Source organism: Blautia pseudococcoides (genome assembly GCF_001689125.2).
Classification (GTDB): domain Bacteria; phylum Bacillota; class Clostridia; order Lachnospirales; family Lachnospiraceae; genus Blautia; species Blautia pseudococcoides.
On the sequence record NZ_CP015405.2, the window covers coordinates 3,164,941 to 3,183,317 of the forward strand.

15 protein-coding genes are annotated in these 18,377 nt (G+C 45.7%); 3 read left to right on the top strand and 12 right to left on the bottom strand.

The window, feature by feature from the left end; translation table 11 throughout:
* The first annotated feature begins 154 nt into the window (after positions 1–154).
* From A4V09_RS15115 to A4V09_RS15125, 3 genes are read left to right on the top strand one after another with little or no spacing between them, the layout of a single operon-like run.
* The gene (locus tag A4V09_RS15115) at positions 155–526 is read left to right on the top strand and encodes a GntR family transcriptional regulator (RefSeq protein WP_065543084.1); all 372 of its coding nucleotides are present in this window, start codon (positions 155–157) and stop codon (positions 524–526) included.
* On the top strand, positions 523–1,221 hold the full coding sequence (locus A4V09_RS15120; RefSeq protein ID WP_065543085.1) for an ABC transporter ATP-binding protein: 699 nt from the start codon (positions 523–525) through the stop codon (positions 1,219–1,221). The genes A4V09_RS15115 and A4V09_RS15120 overlap by 4 nt, the downstream gene beginning before the upstream one ends.
* Positions 1,215–2,036, top strand: a complete 822-nt coding sequence (locus A4V09_RS15125; protein WP_065543086.1) for a hypothetical protein — start codon at positions 1,215–1,217, stop codon at positions 2,034–2,036. The genes A4V09_RS15120 and A4V09_RS15125 overlap by 7 nt, the downstream gene beginning before the upstream one ends.
* A gap of 96 nt (positions 2,037–2,132) precedes the next feature.
* Here A4V09_RS15125 and yicI read toward each other — a convergent pair whose 3' ends face one another.
* From yicI to A4V09_RS15185, 12 genes are all read right to left on the bottom strand, one after another.
* Positions 2,133–4,379: an alpha-xylosidase gene (gene yicI / locus A4V09_RS15130; protein WP_065543087.1), complete on the bottom strand. Its 2,247-nt coding sequence runs from the start codon at positions 4,377–4,379 to the stop codon at positions 2,133–2,135.
* Entirely contained in the window at positions 4,376–5,014 is a 639-nt protein-coding gene (locus tag A4V09_RS15135; protein WP_065543088.1) for a YesL family protein, read from the bottom strand. The genes yicI and A4V09_RS15135 overlap by 4 nt, the downstream gene beginning before the upstream one ends.
* A 73-nt stretch (positions 5,015–5,087) precedes the next feature.
* The gene (locus tag A4V09_RS15140; RefSeq protein ID WP_065543089.1) at positions 5,088–7,085 is read right to left on the bottom strand and encodes a glycoside hydrolase family 31 protein; all 1,998 of its coding nucleotides are present in this window, start codon (positions 7,083–7,085) and stop codon (positions 5,088–5,090) included.
* A gap of 125 nt (positions 7,086–7,210) precedes the next feature.
* On the bottom strand, positions 7,211–9,280 hold the full coding sequence (locus A4V09_RS15145; protein WP_084043618.1) for a glycoside hydrolase family 31 protein: 2,070 nt from the start codon (positions 9,278–9,280) through the stop codon (positions 7,211–7,213).
* A 32-nt stretch (positions 9,281–9,312) separates the two neighbouring features.
* Positions 9,313–10,167, bottom strand: coding sequence for a carbohydrate ABC transporter permease (locus A4V09_RS15150; protein ID WP_065543090.1), 855 nt, complete (start codon positions 10,165–10,167; stop codon positions 9,313–9,315).
* A 1-nt stretch (position 10,168) separates the two neighbouring features.
* The gene (locus A4V09_RS15155; RefSeq protein ID WP_089280621.1) at positions 10,169–11,062 is read right to left on the bottom strand and encodes a carbohydrate ABC transporter permease; all 894 of its coding nucleotides are present in this window, start codon (positions 11,060–11,062) and stop codon (positions 10,169–10,171) included.
* Between the two features lie 149 nt (positions 11,063–11,211).
* A complete protein-coding gene (locus A4V09_RS15160) occupies positions 11,212–12,603 on the bottom strand; it encodes an ABC transporter substrate-binding protein (protein ID WP_065543092.1) in 1,392 nt (463 codons plus the stop codon).
* A gap of 214 nt (positions 12,604–12,817) precedes the next feature.
* A complete protein-coding gene (locus tag A4V09_RS15165) occupies positions 12,818–13,555 on the bottom strand; it encodes a response regulator transcription factor (RefSeq protein ID WP_065543093.1) in 738 nt (245 codons plus the stop codon).
* Entirely contained in the window at positions 13,552–15,396 is a 1,845-nt protein-coding gene (locus A4V09_RS15170) for a sensor histidine kinase (RefSeq protein ID WP_065543094.1), read from the bottom strand. Before A4V09_RS15170 ends, A4V09_RS15165 begins: the two co-directional genes overlap by 4 nt.
* Positions 15,397–15,433: 37 nt before the next feature.
* Positions 15,434–16,177 (bottom strand): peptidoglycan recognition protein family protein, encoded by a 744-nt coding sequence (locus A4V09_RS15175; RefSeq protein ID WP_065543095.1) that lies wholly within the window; start codon positions 16,175–16,177, stop codon positions 15,434–15,436.
* A gap of 178 nt (positions 16,178–16,355) precedes the next feature.
* Positions 16,356–17,810 (bottom strand): IMP dehydrogenase, encoded by a 1,455-nt coding sequence (gene guaB, locus A4V09_RS15180; protein ID WP_065543096.1) that lies wholly within the window; start codon positions 17,808–17,810, stop codon positions 16,356–16,358.
* A 58-nt stretch (positions 17,811–17,868) separates the two neighbouring features.
* Complete coding sequence (locus tag A4V09_RS15185; RefSeq protein ID WP_065543097.1) at positions 17,869–18,372, bottom strand: DUF6106 family protein; 504 nt, start codon at positions 18,370–18,372, stop codon at positions 17,869–17,871.
* Between the last annotated feature and the right edge of the window lie 5 nt (positions 18,373–18,377).

Here is an 18,377-nt window from a genome sequence, read left to right on the forward strand (position 1 = left end):
AATATTGTAACATATAATTTGGGAATTGCAATGCCTAAATAGAGTGTTTTTCAAATTCTTTTGTATTTTTTTTAAAACCTATTGACAATGGCCCTTCAAACGCGTATTATTGTATTAATCAATTAGTACAGTAATACAGGAGGTGTTACATTATATGTCGTGGAAACTAAATCCAGATCGGCCAGTCTATGTACAACTGATCGAACGTATCACAACGGATATCATCGCCGGCATCTACCCGCCGGGGAGTAAACTTCCATCTGTGCGGGATCTGGCACAGACCGCTGGTGTGAATCCCAACACAATGCAGAAAGCCTTGTCAGAGATGGAACGTACCAATCTGGTATACAGCCAGAGAACCAGCGGAAGATTCATTACGGAGGACCTTAGTATGATAGATGATCTGAAAACAGAACTAGCTTCTGAACAAATCAAAGAGTTTCTTGAAAAAATGGAAAAAATAGGCCTGTCTAAAGAGGACATTATAGGGCTGATCCAAAAAGTGAGCGAGGAGGAGAAAAAATGAGTACGATTTTAGATTGCCGGGGCCTGACAAAACGTTACGGCAATAAACTGGCACTCGACCACATCGACTTATCACTGGAGCGTGGTAAAATTATCGGTCTGCTGGGCCCTAACGGAAGCGGCAAGACCACATTGATCAAACTGCTGAACGGCCTTCTGGTTCCCACGGAAGGCGAAATCTTTATTGACGGCAAGGCACCTGGTGTGGAGACAAAGAAAATAGTATCCTATCTTCCGGAACGCACCTATCTGAACCGTTGGATGAAGGTCTCAGATTTAATATCCTATTTCTGTGACTTTTATGCAGATTTCGACAGGTCCCGGGCTTATGACATGCTGCAGAAGCTGAATATCAATCCTAATGACCGTTTAAGCACCATGTCCAAAGGTACCAAGGAAAAAGTACAGCTCATACTGGTCATGAGCCGCAGAGCCAGCCTGTACTGCCTGGATGAACCCATAGCAGGTGTGGACCCGGCGGCAAGGGATTATATCCTTTCTACCATTATCAACAACTACGATGAAAATGCAACTATCCTTATTTCCACCCATTTGATTTCCGATGTGGAAAACATACTGGATGACGTGATCTTTATTCAGAACGGCCATATCCGTATGCAGGACAGTGTGGACAATATCCGCCAGGCAAAAGGCATTTCTGTGGATAGTCTGTTCCGGGAGGTGTTCAAATGTTAAAGAAACTATTTAAATATGAGTGGAGGTCTGTTTCCACACTACTATTTATTGTACACGGAGCGCTTTTAGTTTATGCACTTATCGGGCGTATGGGATTTCAAATTTATTTTTCAAAATCTCTCTCTGATTCCAGTAACGCCGTCATGGGAATCACAACTATGTTTTATGTGATCGTTTATATTTTGGGAATCATGGCAGTCCTGCTTATGACCATGCTCTATCTGGCTATGCATATACAGAAGAGTTTCTTTTCTGATGAGGGCTACCTGACCCACACGCTTCCGGTAACACCAACACAGCTCTTGCTGTCTAAAATGTTTATATATTGGATCTGGACGATACTTGACATCATTTTTGTAGTTATTTCCATCGGTATCCTGCTGATCAATAAGGAGACCTGGCCTGCTGTCACTTATGCATTGCGGCAAATGTGGCAAAACCTCAGTTCCCTGAGCGGATTTTCAGATATCATGAATACCATTATTTATCTGCTGTCCATTTTCATTGATTTCTTCTGCTTCTCTACAGGGCTGTTGATCTTTGCCATCTGCCTGGGCAGCCAATTTAAGACTCATAAAGTTATGGGGTCTGTACTGTCCTTCTTTGGCATTGTTATTGTAAGCAATATCGTAAATCTTATCATTACCGGAGTCACTCTTCCCGGCGGTATCGGAGCGACCCTAATGGTTACACGTGCCGGTGAGACCGTGGTAAACTATTCTTATATCGCAGAAACCGTATGGTATCTCTTAGCCGGTATTTTCTTCTTCTTTGGCAGCAGATATATCTTGTCAAAAAAACTAAATCTGGAGTAAAATATAAAAAAATGGCGCAGAACCAGTTCCCACGGTTCTGTGCCATCTCTTTTTGTATCCTGTTGTCATTATCCAGCATCTTTACAGTTACATTTCTTATACCATTTTAAATGTCTGTCCCGCAAGGCTCTTTACCGAATAGTTTCCATTTCCACCATCCACATGTACCATGATCTCACCGTCATGACACCGGGCATGAGCCTTCATCACCACATTCCCCCTGCAGTCCGGAATTTCCGCTTCCGCTTCTTTTCCATCCGCAAACACAGACAGAAGAAGGGTCACGCCGTCCGCAAAATCATACTCTGGTTCCTGATCATTATTTCCCATAGGCAGAATTGTATTTTCTTTCACCATCAATGGCAGGGAATGATAGTCATGGACTTCCTTATACCAGTTGCCGCCTTCTCTTGTCTCCCCTGTGATCAGGTTCACCCAGGTTCCCTTTGGCAGATAGTAATCCACTTCGCCTGACTCCTTAAATATGGGCGCCGCAAGCAGAGAGGAACCGAACATGTACTGGCGGTCCAGTGTGTCGCAGGCCCTGTCTGTTGGGAAATCCAGGAACATAGGCCGCAGAACCGGTGTCCCGTATTCGTGAGCACGTACAGCCTGTCCGTACAGATACGGCATAAGACGGCATTTCAGGTTGACAAACTCTTTCAGCACCACGCAGGCTTCCCCATCAAAAAGCCATGGCACACGGTAAGAGGAAGAACCGTGCAAACGGCTGTGTGAGCTTAAAAGCCCGAACTGGCACCAGCGTTTGTAAATATCCGCGGGAGCTGTCTGCTCAAATCCGCTGATATCATGGCTCCAGAAACCGAAACCGCTAAGAGCAAGGGACAATCCCCCCCGCAGGGTTTCAGCCATGGAAACATAGGTGGCGGAGCAGTCACCGCCCCAGTGTGCCGGGAATTTCTGTCCGCCTACAGTTGCGGAGCGGGCAAAGAGCACAGCATCTCCTTTTCCTCTTTCTTCCTCCAAAAGCCGGAACACGGTCTGGTTATATAAATATGTATAATAATTGTGCATCTTTACCGGGTCTGAGCCGTCAAAATATGCAATATCCTTTACAGGCACCCTCTCACCGAAGTCCGTCTTAAAGCAGTCCACACCCATGTCCAGAAGTGTCTTCAGTTTGCTCTGATACCACACGCAGGCATCCGGATTGGTGAAATCCACCAGCCCCATTCCCGGCTGCCACAAATCCGTCTGCCATACACTTCCGTCTGTGCGTTTTACCAGATATCCCTTCTTGCTGCCTTCCTCAAACAGGCAGGATCTCTGGGCAATATAAGGGTTGATCCATACACAGATCTTCAGACCTCTGTCATGGTATCTCTGCAGCATGGATTTGGGATCTGTGGTCACATTGGGGTCCCATTTGAAGTTACACCACTCAAAGGCCTCCATCCAGTAACAGTCAAAGTGGAACACATGCAGCGGAATATCCCTGTCAGCCATCCCCTGTATAAACCCGGAGGTGGTGTCCTCATCGTAATCAGTGGTAAAGGATGTGGTGAGCCAGAGGCCAAAAGACCAGGCAGGAGGCAGTGCCGGTTTTCCGGTCAGCTCTGTGTATTTTTCCACGGTCCCCATTGGGCTTTGCCCGCTGATGAAATAATAGTCCAGACGCTCCCCTTCCACGGAGAACTGGATCCTCTCCACCTTCTCACTGGCGATCTCATAGGCCACATCCCCCTCATTGTCCACCAGGACCCCATATCCCTTGTTGGTAATATAAAAAGGTATATTTTTGTAGGCGATCTCACTGGCTGTGCCGCCGTCTTCATTCCACATTTCAACGGTCTGCCCATTCTTCACAAACGGTGTAAAACGCTCGCCAAGACCGTATACATACTCACCCACATCAATGAGAAGCTGTTCCACCATATACTTCTTACCGGTTTCCCTGTTCTGCATATGTGCAAGGTTGCGGAAACTGGACTCTGTCAGGAATTTATCTCCCTCATAAAAAGCCAGCTTGTACGCATGGGGGGTTTTGTCGATCACAGCCTTCAGACTGCCGCTGGCAAAGGAAAGGCTCTCGTTTGTCTCAGTAATTTCCGCATGGGGATGGTCATTTTTTATTTCTGCAAAAGGCCCTTTATAAAGCGCGCCTGCATGGTGGACAGCAGACACCTTGATGACCCCCTCCATGGGTGTTGAAAGTGTGATGGTCAGCATGGGAATGTTCAGGGCATCCCCTCTGCCTGCAATATGTTTTCCGGGGAGATAAACGACCAGTTCGTCTCCCTTAACGGTATGGCCTGCGTATTCTACGGCATAGGCCGGGGTCATTTCTTCTCTTAACATCCAATATCCATTGGTAAATCTCATAGCTGTGATTCCTCCAGTTCTTCTATTTTAGGTTCATGCTTTTTGAGTACCCGCTCCATAAACTCAGAACAAAGTAAAGCTGCTCCTCCCGGCACAACAATCATGGCATAGGGTATCCATGCCACGATCGCAGCAGAGGATACTAAAATAAACAGCAGCACAACCGTTGTCAGGAAATAACGCCCTGTCATGAACATGGACAGCTTCAAAATCCATCCCATAGGCATCTCAAATCTGGAAAGTGCAGGGAATACATAACAGAGCATTCCCGCCGCATAAATGCTCACACCATAGTACAGACAGATAAAAAACAAGCCTATATATCCCGAAGTCTCTGCCTGCAAAATTCCCACATTTAACTGCAGGATAAATAATACCGCCGCGAAGAGTATTTCGAGAAGAATACCGTCCTTTAAATTTCTTCTGTATGATCTTAGAAACTGTTCCAGTACATATCCCTCTTCTTTTTTGATCACCTTCACTGCAGTATAGTACATGGCAGTTGTGGATACGCCGATCGTTATGATGGGGAGACATCCAATCAGCCAGAATACACTCAACACGATCGTATTGAATATCTTATCTATCACCTTTACATATTTACCGTCATAACCAAATATCGTACCGTTGCCCATATGTCATCCCTGCTTTCCTTGTTATATCCCTTTGCCAGGCGGATATCCTGCCCCGCCCGGCTGCCTGATAAGATCAAAAAATGTCTTCCAGTTCCCCTGCTTTTACAAATACCGGAATGCTGTCATACGGTGCAGCGCACGTATATTCCGCGCCGCCTTGGTATATCCTGTTGTCATTGATATTTTTCCATTTACCCTCCGGCAGATAAACATTCCGTTCTCTGACACCTTCATACAGCACAGGGCAGACAAGCACTTTGCTTCCAAACATGTACTGGTCCTCAATCTCCCAGGCTTTTTTGTCATCCGGGAAATCATAGAACAGCGGACGCATGACAGGTGTTCCTTTTTCATGGGCATCCTGCATCAGCGTCTTCACATACGGGCGCATTTTCTCACGCAGTTCCATATACTTTTTGCAGATTTCGTATACTTCTTCCCCGTAGCTCCATACTTCATTTTCCGCTCCGCTTATATGTTTTCCTCCTCCCGTGGTTCCAAGAGGCTCTTTAAACGGTTCGCGGAACCCGTGCAGTCTCATAACCGGGCAGAAAGCACCAAAGGCAAACCATCTGACAAAGCACTCTTTAAATGCATCATCATGGATGTTGCCGCCGTGGAACCCGCCGATATCGGTTGTCCACCACGGAATGCCGGAGATTCCCATGTTAAGACCTGCTGCAAGCTGGTTTCTCAGCGCGCGGAAAGAGGAGTCAATATCTCCTGACCAAACCAGGGCACCGTATTTCTGGCTGCCTGCCCATGCACAGCGGAGAAGATTCACGATGTTCTCTTGTCCCTGTGCTTCCATGCCCTCATAAGCCATACGCGCGTAATATTTGGGATATAGATTTCCTACTTCCATGTCAGCGCCCAGGAAATACCGGTAATGTTCAAATTCATATCCTGTAAATTCAGGCTCCGCCTCATCCAGCCAGAAGATTTTAATGCCCAGGTCATAATAATTTTTCTTTATCTTTTCCCACACATAATTTCTTCCGTCAGGATTTGTCACATCTATAATGCAGGCGTCCCCAAGCTGTCCGATCCGCTTTCCATACTCGGAACGCGTCAGATAGCCCAGCTCTGTCATTTCCTCATAATTATCACTCTCCGCGTCAACCGTAGGCCAGATGGATACCATCAGTTCAATGCCCATCTCTTTCAATTCCCTTACCATGGCTGCCGGGTCCGGCCAATAGTCTTTATCGAATTTCCAGTCTCCCTGGTGAGGCCAGTGGAAGAAATCCGCAACAATGACATCTATGGGAAGGCCTCTTCTCTTATATTCCCTGGCAACCTCCAGAATCTCATCCTGAGTCTGGTAACGCAGCTTGCACTGCCAGAATCCCATTCCGTAATCCGGCATCATGGGAACTTTACCTGTGGCATCTGCATAAGACTCCTCGATTTCAGCCGGGGTATCTCCCGCAGTGATCCAGTAATCCATCTGCTTGGTTGACTCTGCGGTCCATTCCGTAACATTTTTTCCGAAAGTAACCTGGCCAATGGCCGGGTTGTTCCAGAGGATTCCATAACCTCTGTCTGACATGGCAAAAGGAACACTTGCCTGTGAGTTTCTGTGGGCCAGCTCAATGATGCAGCCCTTCATATCCAGATATGGCTGCTGATACTGCCCCATACCGTAAAATTTCTCATCCTTATATGCTTCAAACCGGACAGTCAGTTTAAAATTATCGGAGCACTGGCGAGGATTAAACGTGCGGGGCAGAATCTCCAGCGCACTGGCAAATTTGCCGCTTCCCTCATACATGTCCCTGGTACGGTCATACTCCTCCAAAAGAAGCTTTCCATCCTGATTATAATATTGGAGCACTCCATTGTCCATGACTTTACAGGTTAATTTGCCGTTGGTGATAACTGCCTTTTTCCCTTCAACGGAAATCTGCACATCTGCGGCTTCAGGCTCAAGAAGCGCACTGTCCGTATCCGGAATAAAAGCACTTCGCTGTGTGGCACGCACGCGCAGGCTGTTTTTCCCCCATGGCTCGATCAGAAGCAATTCCTTATCCTGTCTTCTGTATAACTTGTTACCCACTTGTTTCAGCATTCAAATACCTCCTCTTTCCAGCGTATATTTAAAGTCTGCCAAACCACTCTTCAAACACACTCCGGTCTTCTTTTCTTATTTTACAAAAGGACTGCCCCAGTTTTACGTGCAGCAGCCCCTTCTGTTTAGAAGTTCAATTTAAAACCATTTTTTGTAAAAAGCGGGATCTGTTCCATAGGTGCAGGGACAGTGACTGTCTGGCCGCCCTGATAAGTCTGGTCTGTCCATACATTTTTCCAGGAAGCCCCTGCGGGAAGATATACTTCTTTTTCCTTCCGGCCTTTTTCCATAACCGGGGCAACTAATATTTCAGGCCCAAACATATACTGTGTCTCATTATCCCAGCACTTTTTATCCTCCGGGAAATCATAAAACAGAGGTCTCATGACAGGAGTTCCCTTCTCGTGGGCTTCCTCCATCAGACTGCGCACATAGGGACGCATGGCTTCACGCATCTCAATGTATTTCTTACAGATTTCATAAACCTTATCTCCGTAAGACCAGATTTCATTAGGGGCTCCGGATACACACGCTGCCCCGCCTGTGGTCCCATACTGAGGCTGGTATGGCATACGGTAGCCGTGCAGCCTCATAACCGGACAGAAGGTACCGTATTCAAACCATCGGATCAGCACCTCATGAAATTCCTCATCATGGATGTCTGCCCCGAAAAATCCGCCGATATCGGTTGTCCACCAGGGAATACCCGCGATCCCCATATTGAGGCCCGCCGCGAACTGGTTCTGAAGGCTTTCAAAGGAGGAGTGGATATCCCCCGACCATACCAGTGCTCCGTATCTCTGGCTTCCAGCCCAGGCACAGCGCAGTAAGTTGACGATATTCTCCTGCCCTTCTTTTCTCATACCTTCAAAGAAAGTCTGTGCATACATTGCCGGATAGACATTTCCGATCTGAATATTCGGCCCCAGGTGGTAACGGTAATTTTCAAAATCATACACGGTATATTCCGGTTCCGCTTCATCCAGCCAGAAAATCTTCACGCCTTTGTCATAATAGTTCTGTTTTGCCTTATTCCACACATACTCTCTGGCTTCCGGATTGGTTGGGTCATACTGGATGGTATTGCCCATATAAGTGTTGTCAATGCGGACACCTTTTTCCACCCGTGTGAGTAGCCCTTTTGCCTTCATCTCCACAAAATTCTCACTCTTATAGTCCACCATAGGCCAGATGGATACCATCAGTTCTATTCCCATCTCCTTCAGCTCGGCGATCATGGCATCCGGATCGGGCCAATATGTCTCATCAAATCTCCAGTCACCCTGTTTCGGCCAGTGGAAGAAATCCACAACAATGACATCTATGGGAATCTGGCGGCGTTTATACTCTCTTGCCACCTCTAAAAGCTCTTCCTGTGTCTGGTATCTTAGCTTACACTGCCAGAATCCCATTCCGTATTCAGGCATCATGGGAACTTTACCTGTGGCATCCGCATAGGCTTCCTCAATATCAGCCGGCGTATCCCCTGCCGTGATCCAGTAATCCAGTTTCTTGGTGGACTTTACTTCCCATGTGGTAATATTTTTATTAAAGCTGACACGTCCGATCGCCGGATTATTCCATAAGAACCCATAACCCAGAGACGACAATGCGAATGGCACGCTGGCCTGTGAATTTCTGTGTGCCAGTTCCAGCTCTGCTCCTTTTACGTTTAAGAACTTCTGCTGGTACTGCCCCATGCCGTAAATCTTCTCCTGGGGATTGGATTCAAACCGCATGGTAAGCTGGTAATCGCCTCCGATGATCGGTTTGAATTCCCTTGCCTCTACCTCCAGGGAACTGCAGGTATCAGCAAACATGTCCTCTCTGTTGCGGACATATTCTTCAAGAAGCACTTCACCCTTTTGGTTATAAAAGGTTAGCTTACCGATATTATTTATTACTGCCTTGATATTTCCATTGGTGATCTCTGCTGAAAAATCATGTATTAAAACCAAGGCTTCTTCGCATCCCTCCGGCTTTCCATCCAGCGCCCAAAGTTCATCAGGCATCTGCGGCATCTTGGATGCGCGGACACGGAGGCTGTTTCTCCCCCAGGGTTCCACAATGACATGCTCCGCATCATAGCGGTAATACAGTGCATGATCCTTTTCCTCAAAATATCCCAGTAAAAACTCATTGTCCGAACGAAAATCTCCTGTTGATGCATCTTCTCTTTTTATAATATCCGTCATTTTTTATCCTCACTATTATAAACTGCCGCTTTTTATTCTTTCACCGCACCTGCCGTCAAACCGCCCACAATGTATTTCTGCAGGAAGACAAACAGCAGGATGACCGGCAGTACCAAAATTGCTCCGTATGCCATGATACAGTTCCATTTCGTTCCGTACTTACTCTGGAATTTATAGATATTGGCTGTCAATGGACGCATATCCGGTTTCACATTAAATGTCATGGAGTATGCCAGGTCATTCCAGCCGCCCAGGAAGGATATAACCACAACTGTGATAACACCTGTCTTGATCGCCGGGATCATGATCTTGAAGAAGGATCTGAACACGCCGCAGCCGTCAATTCTGGCCGCATCATCCAGGGACGTGGGCACGCTCTTGAAATAAGGTCTCAGGGTTACAACAATAAACGGTACCGACCCGGAAGCGATGGCCAGGGATGGGCCTAAGTAAGTTCCTAATAAATGCAGCTTGTTGAAAATCAGGTACATAGGTGTCAGCATAAGGGATGCCGGAAGCATCTGGGTCACAAGGAAGGTGAGCAGGAATACTTTTCTGCCCGGTACTCTATAACGCCCCATACCGTAAGCTGCCGGAATACCAAACACCAGTGAGATGACCATGGATAAAAAGGCAATGCAGATGCTGTTCCTCAGAGATGACAGAAACTCTGCATCCTGGAAATTTTTGATCCAGGGCTCCAGGGTAAAGTTGTGAGGATAATAGGTCACCAATTTGCCGAAAGATTCTGCGTCTGATTTAAAAGACATAGCCAGGATCCAATAAATCGGAAACAGGAACAGAATGGCAATGATAACCGCAATCACACAGTTGATTATATTTTTTCTCTTTTCTTTGGAACTTGATATTTTTACTTTTCCTGCCATTCTAATCATCCTCCTTTGATATGAGACGCAAGTAGAATAGTCCCACAATGAACAGACATGCGAACAAGATGATCGCCGCTGTAGAACCTAAGGAGAATTCATACTGTTTGAAGGACAATGTATAGGCATATGTACCAAGAACATCCGTAGAGTTTAGAGGTCCTCCGCTTGTCATAACAAACATCAGGTCGAATGCTTTAAAGGTATAGATAAAACCTAACATAAGTACAGATAAAATAGCCGGTTTCATAAGCGGAAGTGTGATATAGAGAAATCTCTGCAACGGATTTGCGCCGTCCACCTCCGCGCTCTCGTAAATCTCCGTTGAAATTCCTGTCAGACCGGAAGTCAAAAGCAGCATATTGAACGGAATACCAACCCAGCAGTTCACCGCGATGATCGCGATCATGGCGGTACTTCCATTCAGAAGCCACTCCACAGGCGCATTGATCAGCCCTAACTTCATAAACAGGTCATTGATCACACCGCTGGATACGTCGAACATATTCTTGCCCAGCAAAGCCGTAACGGACATGGGCATCATATATCCCACCAAGATCATACCACGGATCGGGCCGGCAAGTGTAAATTTCTTTGAAAAAAACAACGCGAAAATAAACCCGATCGTAAACTGCACAACCAAACATCCAATGGTAAATATAAAGGTATTTTTAAATACCATCAAAAATGTTTCATTGTGAAATAATTCTATATAGTTGGACAGGCCAACAAAGACGTCGGTTCCTCCTTTGAAGGTCTTTACATTTACGTTCCTAAAGCTGAGTACAAAGTTGTAAACAAGCGGATATCCCAGAACAACCAGCATATAAATGAATCCCGGAAGGATAAAGGTATAACCTTCTCTTCTCTTTTTCGCCGCCATGGACATTTTCATGGATTTCACCCCTCTTCCAAATTCCTATTGTTTTCTTTTAAAAAGGTTTAAGATGTATCGCCGGGATACACCCTAAACCTTGTCTTACAGTCAGCATCCAGACTTATTGTAACAGTCAAGACAACTGAACTGTTACGACATATTCTGTTTTACTTCTGTACTGCAATAGGTGTTTCTTCCAAAATAGGTGAAATGGTTGCCTGCGCCTCTTTCAATGCTTCTGCCGGGTCCTTGTCACCCAGTAAAGCTGCCTGCTCTGCTTTGTACAGTGCTTCGGAAATTGTAGGCCAGGACTCGTGAGGTCCCCTTGCCACTGCAAATTCCATGGAGTCATTGAATACTTTGTATCTTTCATCTGCTGTCCAGAAATCTTTCAGCTCAACTGCGTCTGCACGAACCGGTAATTTTCCTGCGATTTCACACCAGTCTGCTGTATTCTGGGCGGACTGCATATATTTCAGGAATTCTGCACACTCTTTCACATTTTCGGAACCGCTGCATACGCCGAAGTTCTCACCGCCGATAACCGTTGCCTCCTGCTCGCCTTTTGGCATTGGAGCATATTTGTATTCCCAAGTCACATCGTCTTTGTTGTCAGTGTCTAATGTAGCTATCTGCCAGGTACCGGATTCCAGCATTGCCGCTTTTCCTGCGATCCATGCGTTATACGCATCGCCCTGTCCCCAGTTTACAGCTTCTTTACTCATATATCCTTCTTTTACCAGGTCACTTAGAAATGCCAGGGCATTCACTGCCTTGTCGCTGGAGACATCTGTAATGTCTGCTCCGGCACCATACAGCCATGGTATGAACTGGAATGTACCCTCTTCATTTGCGATTGCAGACATAGCAAATCCGTAAACGCCGTTTGCCTCATCTGTAGTCTTCTCACAGGCTTCTTTGAACTCATCCCATGTTGTCGGGGGATTTTCAATACCTGCTGCTTTCAGAAGATCCATGTTGCAGAGCAGTGCCAGACAGTTTGAGTTATTGGGCAGTCCGTAATACTTTCCGTCCGCATCCATACAACTGCTCAGGGGTCCTTCATAGAACTGGTCCAGATCAGACCATCCTTCCAGATATTCCGTGATGTCAGCAAATACACCCAGAGAAATGTAGGAAGCCATATCCGGTGAATCCACCATTCCGATGTCGGGAAGTTCCCCTGATACTGCACCGATGGTATACTGTTTCATCAATTCGTCACGTGATACAAAAGTAGGTACAATATAGATGTCACTCTGCTCCTCGTTGTATTTCTTTACAACTGCATTTAGCGCGTCAGCCTCATGCTCAAAATAATGCCAGAGGGTAACTTCTTTTCCGCCATTTGGATCACCTATGTCTGCTGCAGTGGCTTCTGTCCCTGTTTCCGTCTCCGCGGAACCGGTATCCGCATCATCAGCGGTATCCTCTGTCCCCGTATCAGCACTGTCGGTTTTCGTGTCACCGCCTCCGGAACTGCCGCAGCCTGCGGTCATTGTCAGCACCATTGCAGATGTCATGGTCAACGCCAATGTCTTAACAACTTTCCTCTTCATTTTGTTTCCTCCTTTTGTTTTTTCATTTCTTAGGATGTCATTATTATAGCGTCTCTATCATATTTCAAAAACCGCCGCTTTTAAGATTGGGATTAATTTTTTAGGGTATTTTTTTAATATTTGAGTAAAAAATTAATATTCATTGTTTTCCATTGTATATTTTGTACATCATCTTCATATAATAGCAGCATTTTACACACAAAAAAGCGAGACATTAACGTCTCGCTTTCATAAACTCCGTCACATTGACTCCCGTTTCTTCCTTGAAGCATTTATTGAAATACTTTGGGTCTGAAAAGCCCACACTGTACAGCACTTCATCCTTTGAGATTTCTCCCTCCAGCAAAAGCTCCTGGGCTTTTTCAATGCGATACCTTCTTAAAAATCTGGAAAAATTCTCCCCCACATCTCTGCTGAACAGATAACTGAAATATTCAGCACTGACCCCCAGGTCTGCAGCCAGGTCTTTCTGTGAGATTTTAGAGGCATAGGAACATTCTATAATGTGCATTGCCTTTAATATCAGCGGATGCGCATTGGGATATCTGCTTTTTAGATTCCGATTCTCCTTATCCCATGTAATGCTGTTGTACTCCTCCAGCCTTTGGATAATATCCTCAATATCTTCAGGCACCAGAGGTTTGACCAGATAGTCTGTTACGCCCAAAGAGATTGCCTGCCTGGCAAGTTCAAATTCCTCGTACGCACTGATAATAACAAATTTCGTCTTCATATCCTGGGCCCTGGCAGCTCTGATCAGCGCGATCCCATCCATATATGGCATTTTAATATCAGTAAAGACCACCTCAGGTTCCAAGAGCTTCATAAGCTCAAATGCTTCTTTCCCATCTGCAGCCTCACCGACTATTTCGTGCTTGTCTGATACCATCATGATCAGATTTCTAAGGCCTCTGCTTGCCCTCTTCTCATCTTCCGCAATTAGTATTCTCACATCAATTCCTCCTCCAGGCATATCTCACTTTCGCTTTGCTTTTTCAGTTCTGATTCCGGGATAGGAATCCAGAATGTAAAGGAGGTTCCGGACTCCGGACATGTGTGCATCTGAATATCCAGCTTTTCTCCATAATACATACGCATTCTTGTAACCACATTCAAAATTCCGATGCCTACTTTTTGCCGCTGCAGTACAGGTGCCTTTCCTTTTGACTCTAAGATATTTTTTATCACGTTCTCCGTATCTGCATCAATTCCGCTTCCATTGTCTCTAATCTCTATCCTTAATCGTCCCTTTTCCTCGGACGCGGTAATTTTAACCATTCCGCCCCCATGCCTTCCCTCAAAGCCATGGAGGATAGAGTTTTCTACAAATGGCTGAAACATAAGTTTGCAGCACGGCCAATAACCATATTCCTCTTCAAAATCTATGGAATAGTCAAATACATTCTCAAACCTTGTCTTCTGCAGGTAGAGATACTGGTCGATCCAGGCAATCTCCTGGTACAGATACACATCCTGGCATTTCTGGTCAAAGGTATAGCGGAGTATATTAGATAGTTTCTTGATCAGGACAGATACCTGCCGGTTTCCCGCTTCTATGGCTTCATAATTGATCGTGCCCAGAGTATTACATATAAAATGGGCATTTATCTGGGATTCCAGAGCCTCCCGCTCTGCCTGGTGCTGGCGCTCAATGGAAGCGAGCGTCTCCTCATGTTGCCTTTTCATAGCTATATTCTTTTCTTCCAGAGCTTCTATCATTCGATTGTACTCATCTGCCAGCTGCCAGATCTCATGTTTTCCTTCTATGGATATCTTACTGTGGAAATTGCCCTTTTTCACGGTTTTAATAGACTCTGAAATCTTTGTGACCGGCTTTAGCAGATAGCGCATAAAGAAAACCGTCAGAAATATATAGGCAGCCAGGATCAAAATATAGATGATCACGCCTCTGTTATAAATCTGGTCCACGTGTTCCTGCATTTTTCGTTCATCCATCAAAATGTTCATTGTCCATCCAAAATAACCGAGCTGCCGGCTGATGACCTGTATCTCATCATCCCGAACCAGGTCATCCTCCGAAATGCCAATATAGTTATCCATATTATGGTATAGGATCTGCCCATTCTCATCTGCAATGTATCCCTGGGCATATTTCACTTTTGGTATCTCCACTGTATTTAGAAATTCTTTAAATACATCCATATTATAGCTAACGATCAGGACATACTTCACCTTCTTCAGACCAGTCCTGTTGCCGATCAGGGGATAAGCCACATGAAAAAGCCTCAGGTCGGAATCCTGTGGATGCACGTCCGGCTCAGTGGATGCCATGTACAGGGGGATGTAATAATTATTTGTATTTTTCATGACTTCCTGATACATTTCACGCAGATACTTATCATTTTCACTGTCCCACATGGCCCCGTCTGAGCGTTTATACCTGTCATACTGACACATCAAGCCATCTTCACCCACAATAGCCACCGCTACAGTATTTTTAATATAATCATAGTCTGACAAAGTATTATATAACGCATTATATCCGTTACTGTCATAAAAAGATTGGACCTTATTATAAATATCAGAGGATACCACCATCTCACTGCCAAAATTTATGTGTTCTTTAATGGAGTAATTCACATTTTTCTGTACAGAAACCAATACCGCATTTTCCGTTTCAAAGCTCTGCTCCACCAGGTAATTCAGGTATTCATTTTTCAGATATCCCTGAAATACAAGGGCCATTACCAGGACTGCCAGTGAAAACACAAGAACAAAAGAAGATACGATATGCTCCTCAAAATATGTTTTCATCTTTTTGTATAAATGCATGGGACCCCCTCTTCTTTCTTGGCGGCGTCCATACCGCTTACTCTGTCTTACTGTCTGCCGCCTTCACTTCCTCTGCCACCGCCTGAATCTGCCCATCCACATCCTTTTTGAACTGTTCCCAGGCATCCGGTTGGTCTACAAAATATTTGGGGCAGATTTTCTCTGTCACGTCATAATGGCGGATAACATCACTGCTCTCCAGACCGAAACGGTAGCAGAGCCATCCCACCAGTTTGACCAGAGAATCATATGTTGCCTCTGTAAACTCACCGGTCTCGTCCTTGTGGCAGCACTCAATGGACAGCGTATCATCATTGCGGGAGTTGGATGCATAGGCAATCTCTGAGCTGGGAATGCACTGGACGATCTCCCCCTCAATGCCAATAACAAAGTGGCTGCTTACTTTTGTCTCATGGCTGTCTTTCAGTCCTTCAAAATAGTTTCTGTTCTCCGCTGCTGTACTTCCCGGATTGGCCGTATAGTGCACTACGATGCCCTTTATTTTCTTCAGGGGGATACCGGGCCTTGAGTATTCATTCACATCCAGCAGATTGACCTCAAAAGGCGGCGCCCCTATAAAACTGCCGTTCTCCTGTGTAACCTGTGCCTGCAGCTTGTCCAGCCTGGCATCCTCTATCCTCCCTGTCACGATTTTTATGACCCCTGCTGCAAAAATAATTCCCAGAAGAACCAGACCAAAAAGCATAAGCCTTCTGTTTCTCTGTTTCCTTCTGTTTACCCTTCTGTAATCTCTCCTGCTATGACCTCTCCTTTGTCCCATAAGCGTTTCTCCCCATTATTTATGTATTTTTACCGCAACTGTTTATCCCCACTATACAGCGGGGTGTACGTTTCTCTTCACGGATGACTTCCCCTGCAAAAGACAAAAGGCTGTTGCCACTTTAGCAACAGCCTCTGTTCTTGTATCAATAGGAGATACACAATGCCCGTGCTTCCTATTATTCGTCTACACTGTAATTCGGTGCTTCTTTTGTAATGTGAATGTCGTGCGGATGAGATTCTTTCAGAGACGCGGCCGTGATCTTCACAAACTGTCCTGTCTGTTTCAGAGTCTCAATATCTTTTGCTCCGCAGTAACCCATACCGGAACGGAGACCACCCACTAACTGGAAGACTGTGTCCTCCACATGGCCTTTATAAGCAACTCGTCCTTCTACGCCTTCCGGAACCAGTTTCTTGGCATCCTGCTGGAAGTAGCGGTCCTTGCTGCCGTTTTCCATTGCGGCGATGGAGCCCATACCGCGGTAAACTTTGTATTTTCTCCCCTGGTATAACTCAAAGTCTCCGGGGCTTTCGTCACATCCTGCGAAGATACTGCCCATCATGCAGACATTGGCCCCTGCTGCAATGGCTTTTGTCATATCTCCTGAATATTTGATACCGCCGTCTGCGATGATCGGGATACCCGCCTCTTTTGCTGCTGCGTAGCACTCCATAATAGCCGTGATCTGCGGTACACCGATACCTGCAACCACACGTGTGGTACAGATGGAACCGGGACCGATACCAACCTTCACAGCATCCACACCGGCCTGGATCAGGGCTTTTGTTGCTGCTGCGGTTGCCACATTGCCTGCAACTACCTGCAGATTCGGATGTTTTGCTTTGATTTCTCTGACTGCTTTGAGAATGTTGGCGGAATGTCCGTGTGCAGAATCCACAACAATGACATCAACCTGTGCTTCCACTAATGCGTCCACACGGGCCATAACATTGGCTGTGATGCCTACTGCGGCACCGCACAGCAGTCTTCCCTGCTCGTCCTTTGCGGATAACGGATATTTAATCTGTTTCTCTATATCTTTAATGGTAATAAGACCTTTTAAGTTGAAGTTTTCATCGACAATCGGAAGTTTTTCTTTTCTTGATTTTGCGAGGATCTTTTTCGCTTCCTCTAAAGTTACGCCTTCTCTGGCTGTAACCAGATTCTCTGATGACATGCTTTCTTTGATCTGCTTGCTGAAATCCTCTTCAAATTTCAGGTCGCGGTTGGTGATGATACCCACCAGCTTCCTGCCCTCTGTGATGGGAACACCGGAAATACGGAATTTCGACATTAAATTGTCGGCATCCTCCAGGGTATGCTCAGGAGAGAGGTAGAAGGGATCTGTGATAACACCGTTCTCGGAACGCTTTACCTTGTCCACCTCGTCCGCCTGTGCTTCCACAGACATATTTTTATGGATGATACCGATACCTCCCTGTCTCGCCATGGCGATGGCCATACGGTATTCGGTAACTGTATCCATCCCTGCACTCATCATCGGAATGTTTAACTTCACTTTTTTTGTGAGATTAGTCGACAAATCAACTTGATTGGGGATTACTTCAGAATACGCCGGAACCAGCAGCACATCGTCGAAAGTAATGCCTTCACCAATAATCTTACCCATTTTCGTTCTCCCTTCGATTGTTTATAGTAAAATAATATAACAAATTACGACAAACCTGTCAATCCGTAAAAACTTTTCTCGGACAGCTTTTTTCAATATTTTTGATCAGTTCCATGTCCGGCTCGATCAGCACTTTACAGACTTCTTTGTCGTCCGGGATGATCATTGCATAAATCTTATGGGATGGATTTCCGGATGAAAAATCGTAAACTTTAATATTTTTATTGTGGTTCTGGTAGTCCAGGCGGTGTGACTGCACGGGAGCCATAAGTTCCATTTTAGAAAGATCCAGGCTCTTGATCCTCTTCCTTTTTGCTCTGGAAGCGATCCGGTCAATGTCCAGTTCTCCGTTCACATAGAGATATTCAAATTCCAGGTCCAGGTTCGGCAGCAGAAAATACGCAGCCACTCCCAGCACTACAGCTACAACCAGGGCAATGGGTGTAAATAAAATACCGACAACCGCTGCCAGTACGATCAATGTGATAACCAGTACCTTGATTGCTTTCTCCTTTATGGTCTGCTCTTTTTTCACGAGCAGCTCTGAGTACGCGTCGTTCATGTTTT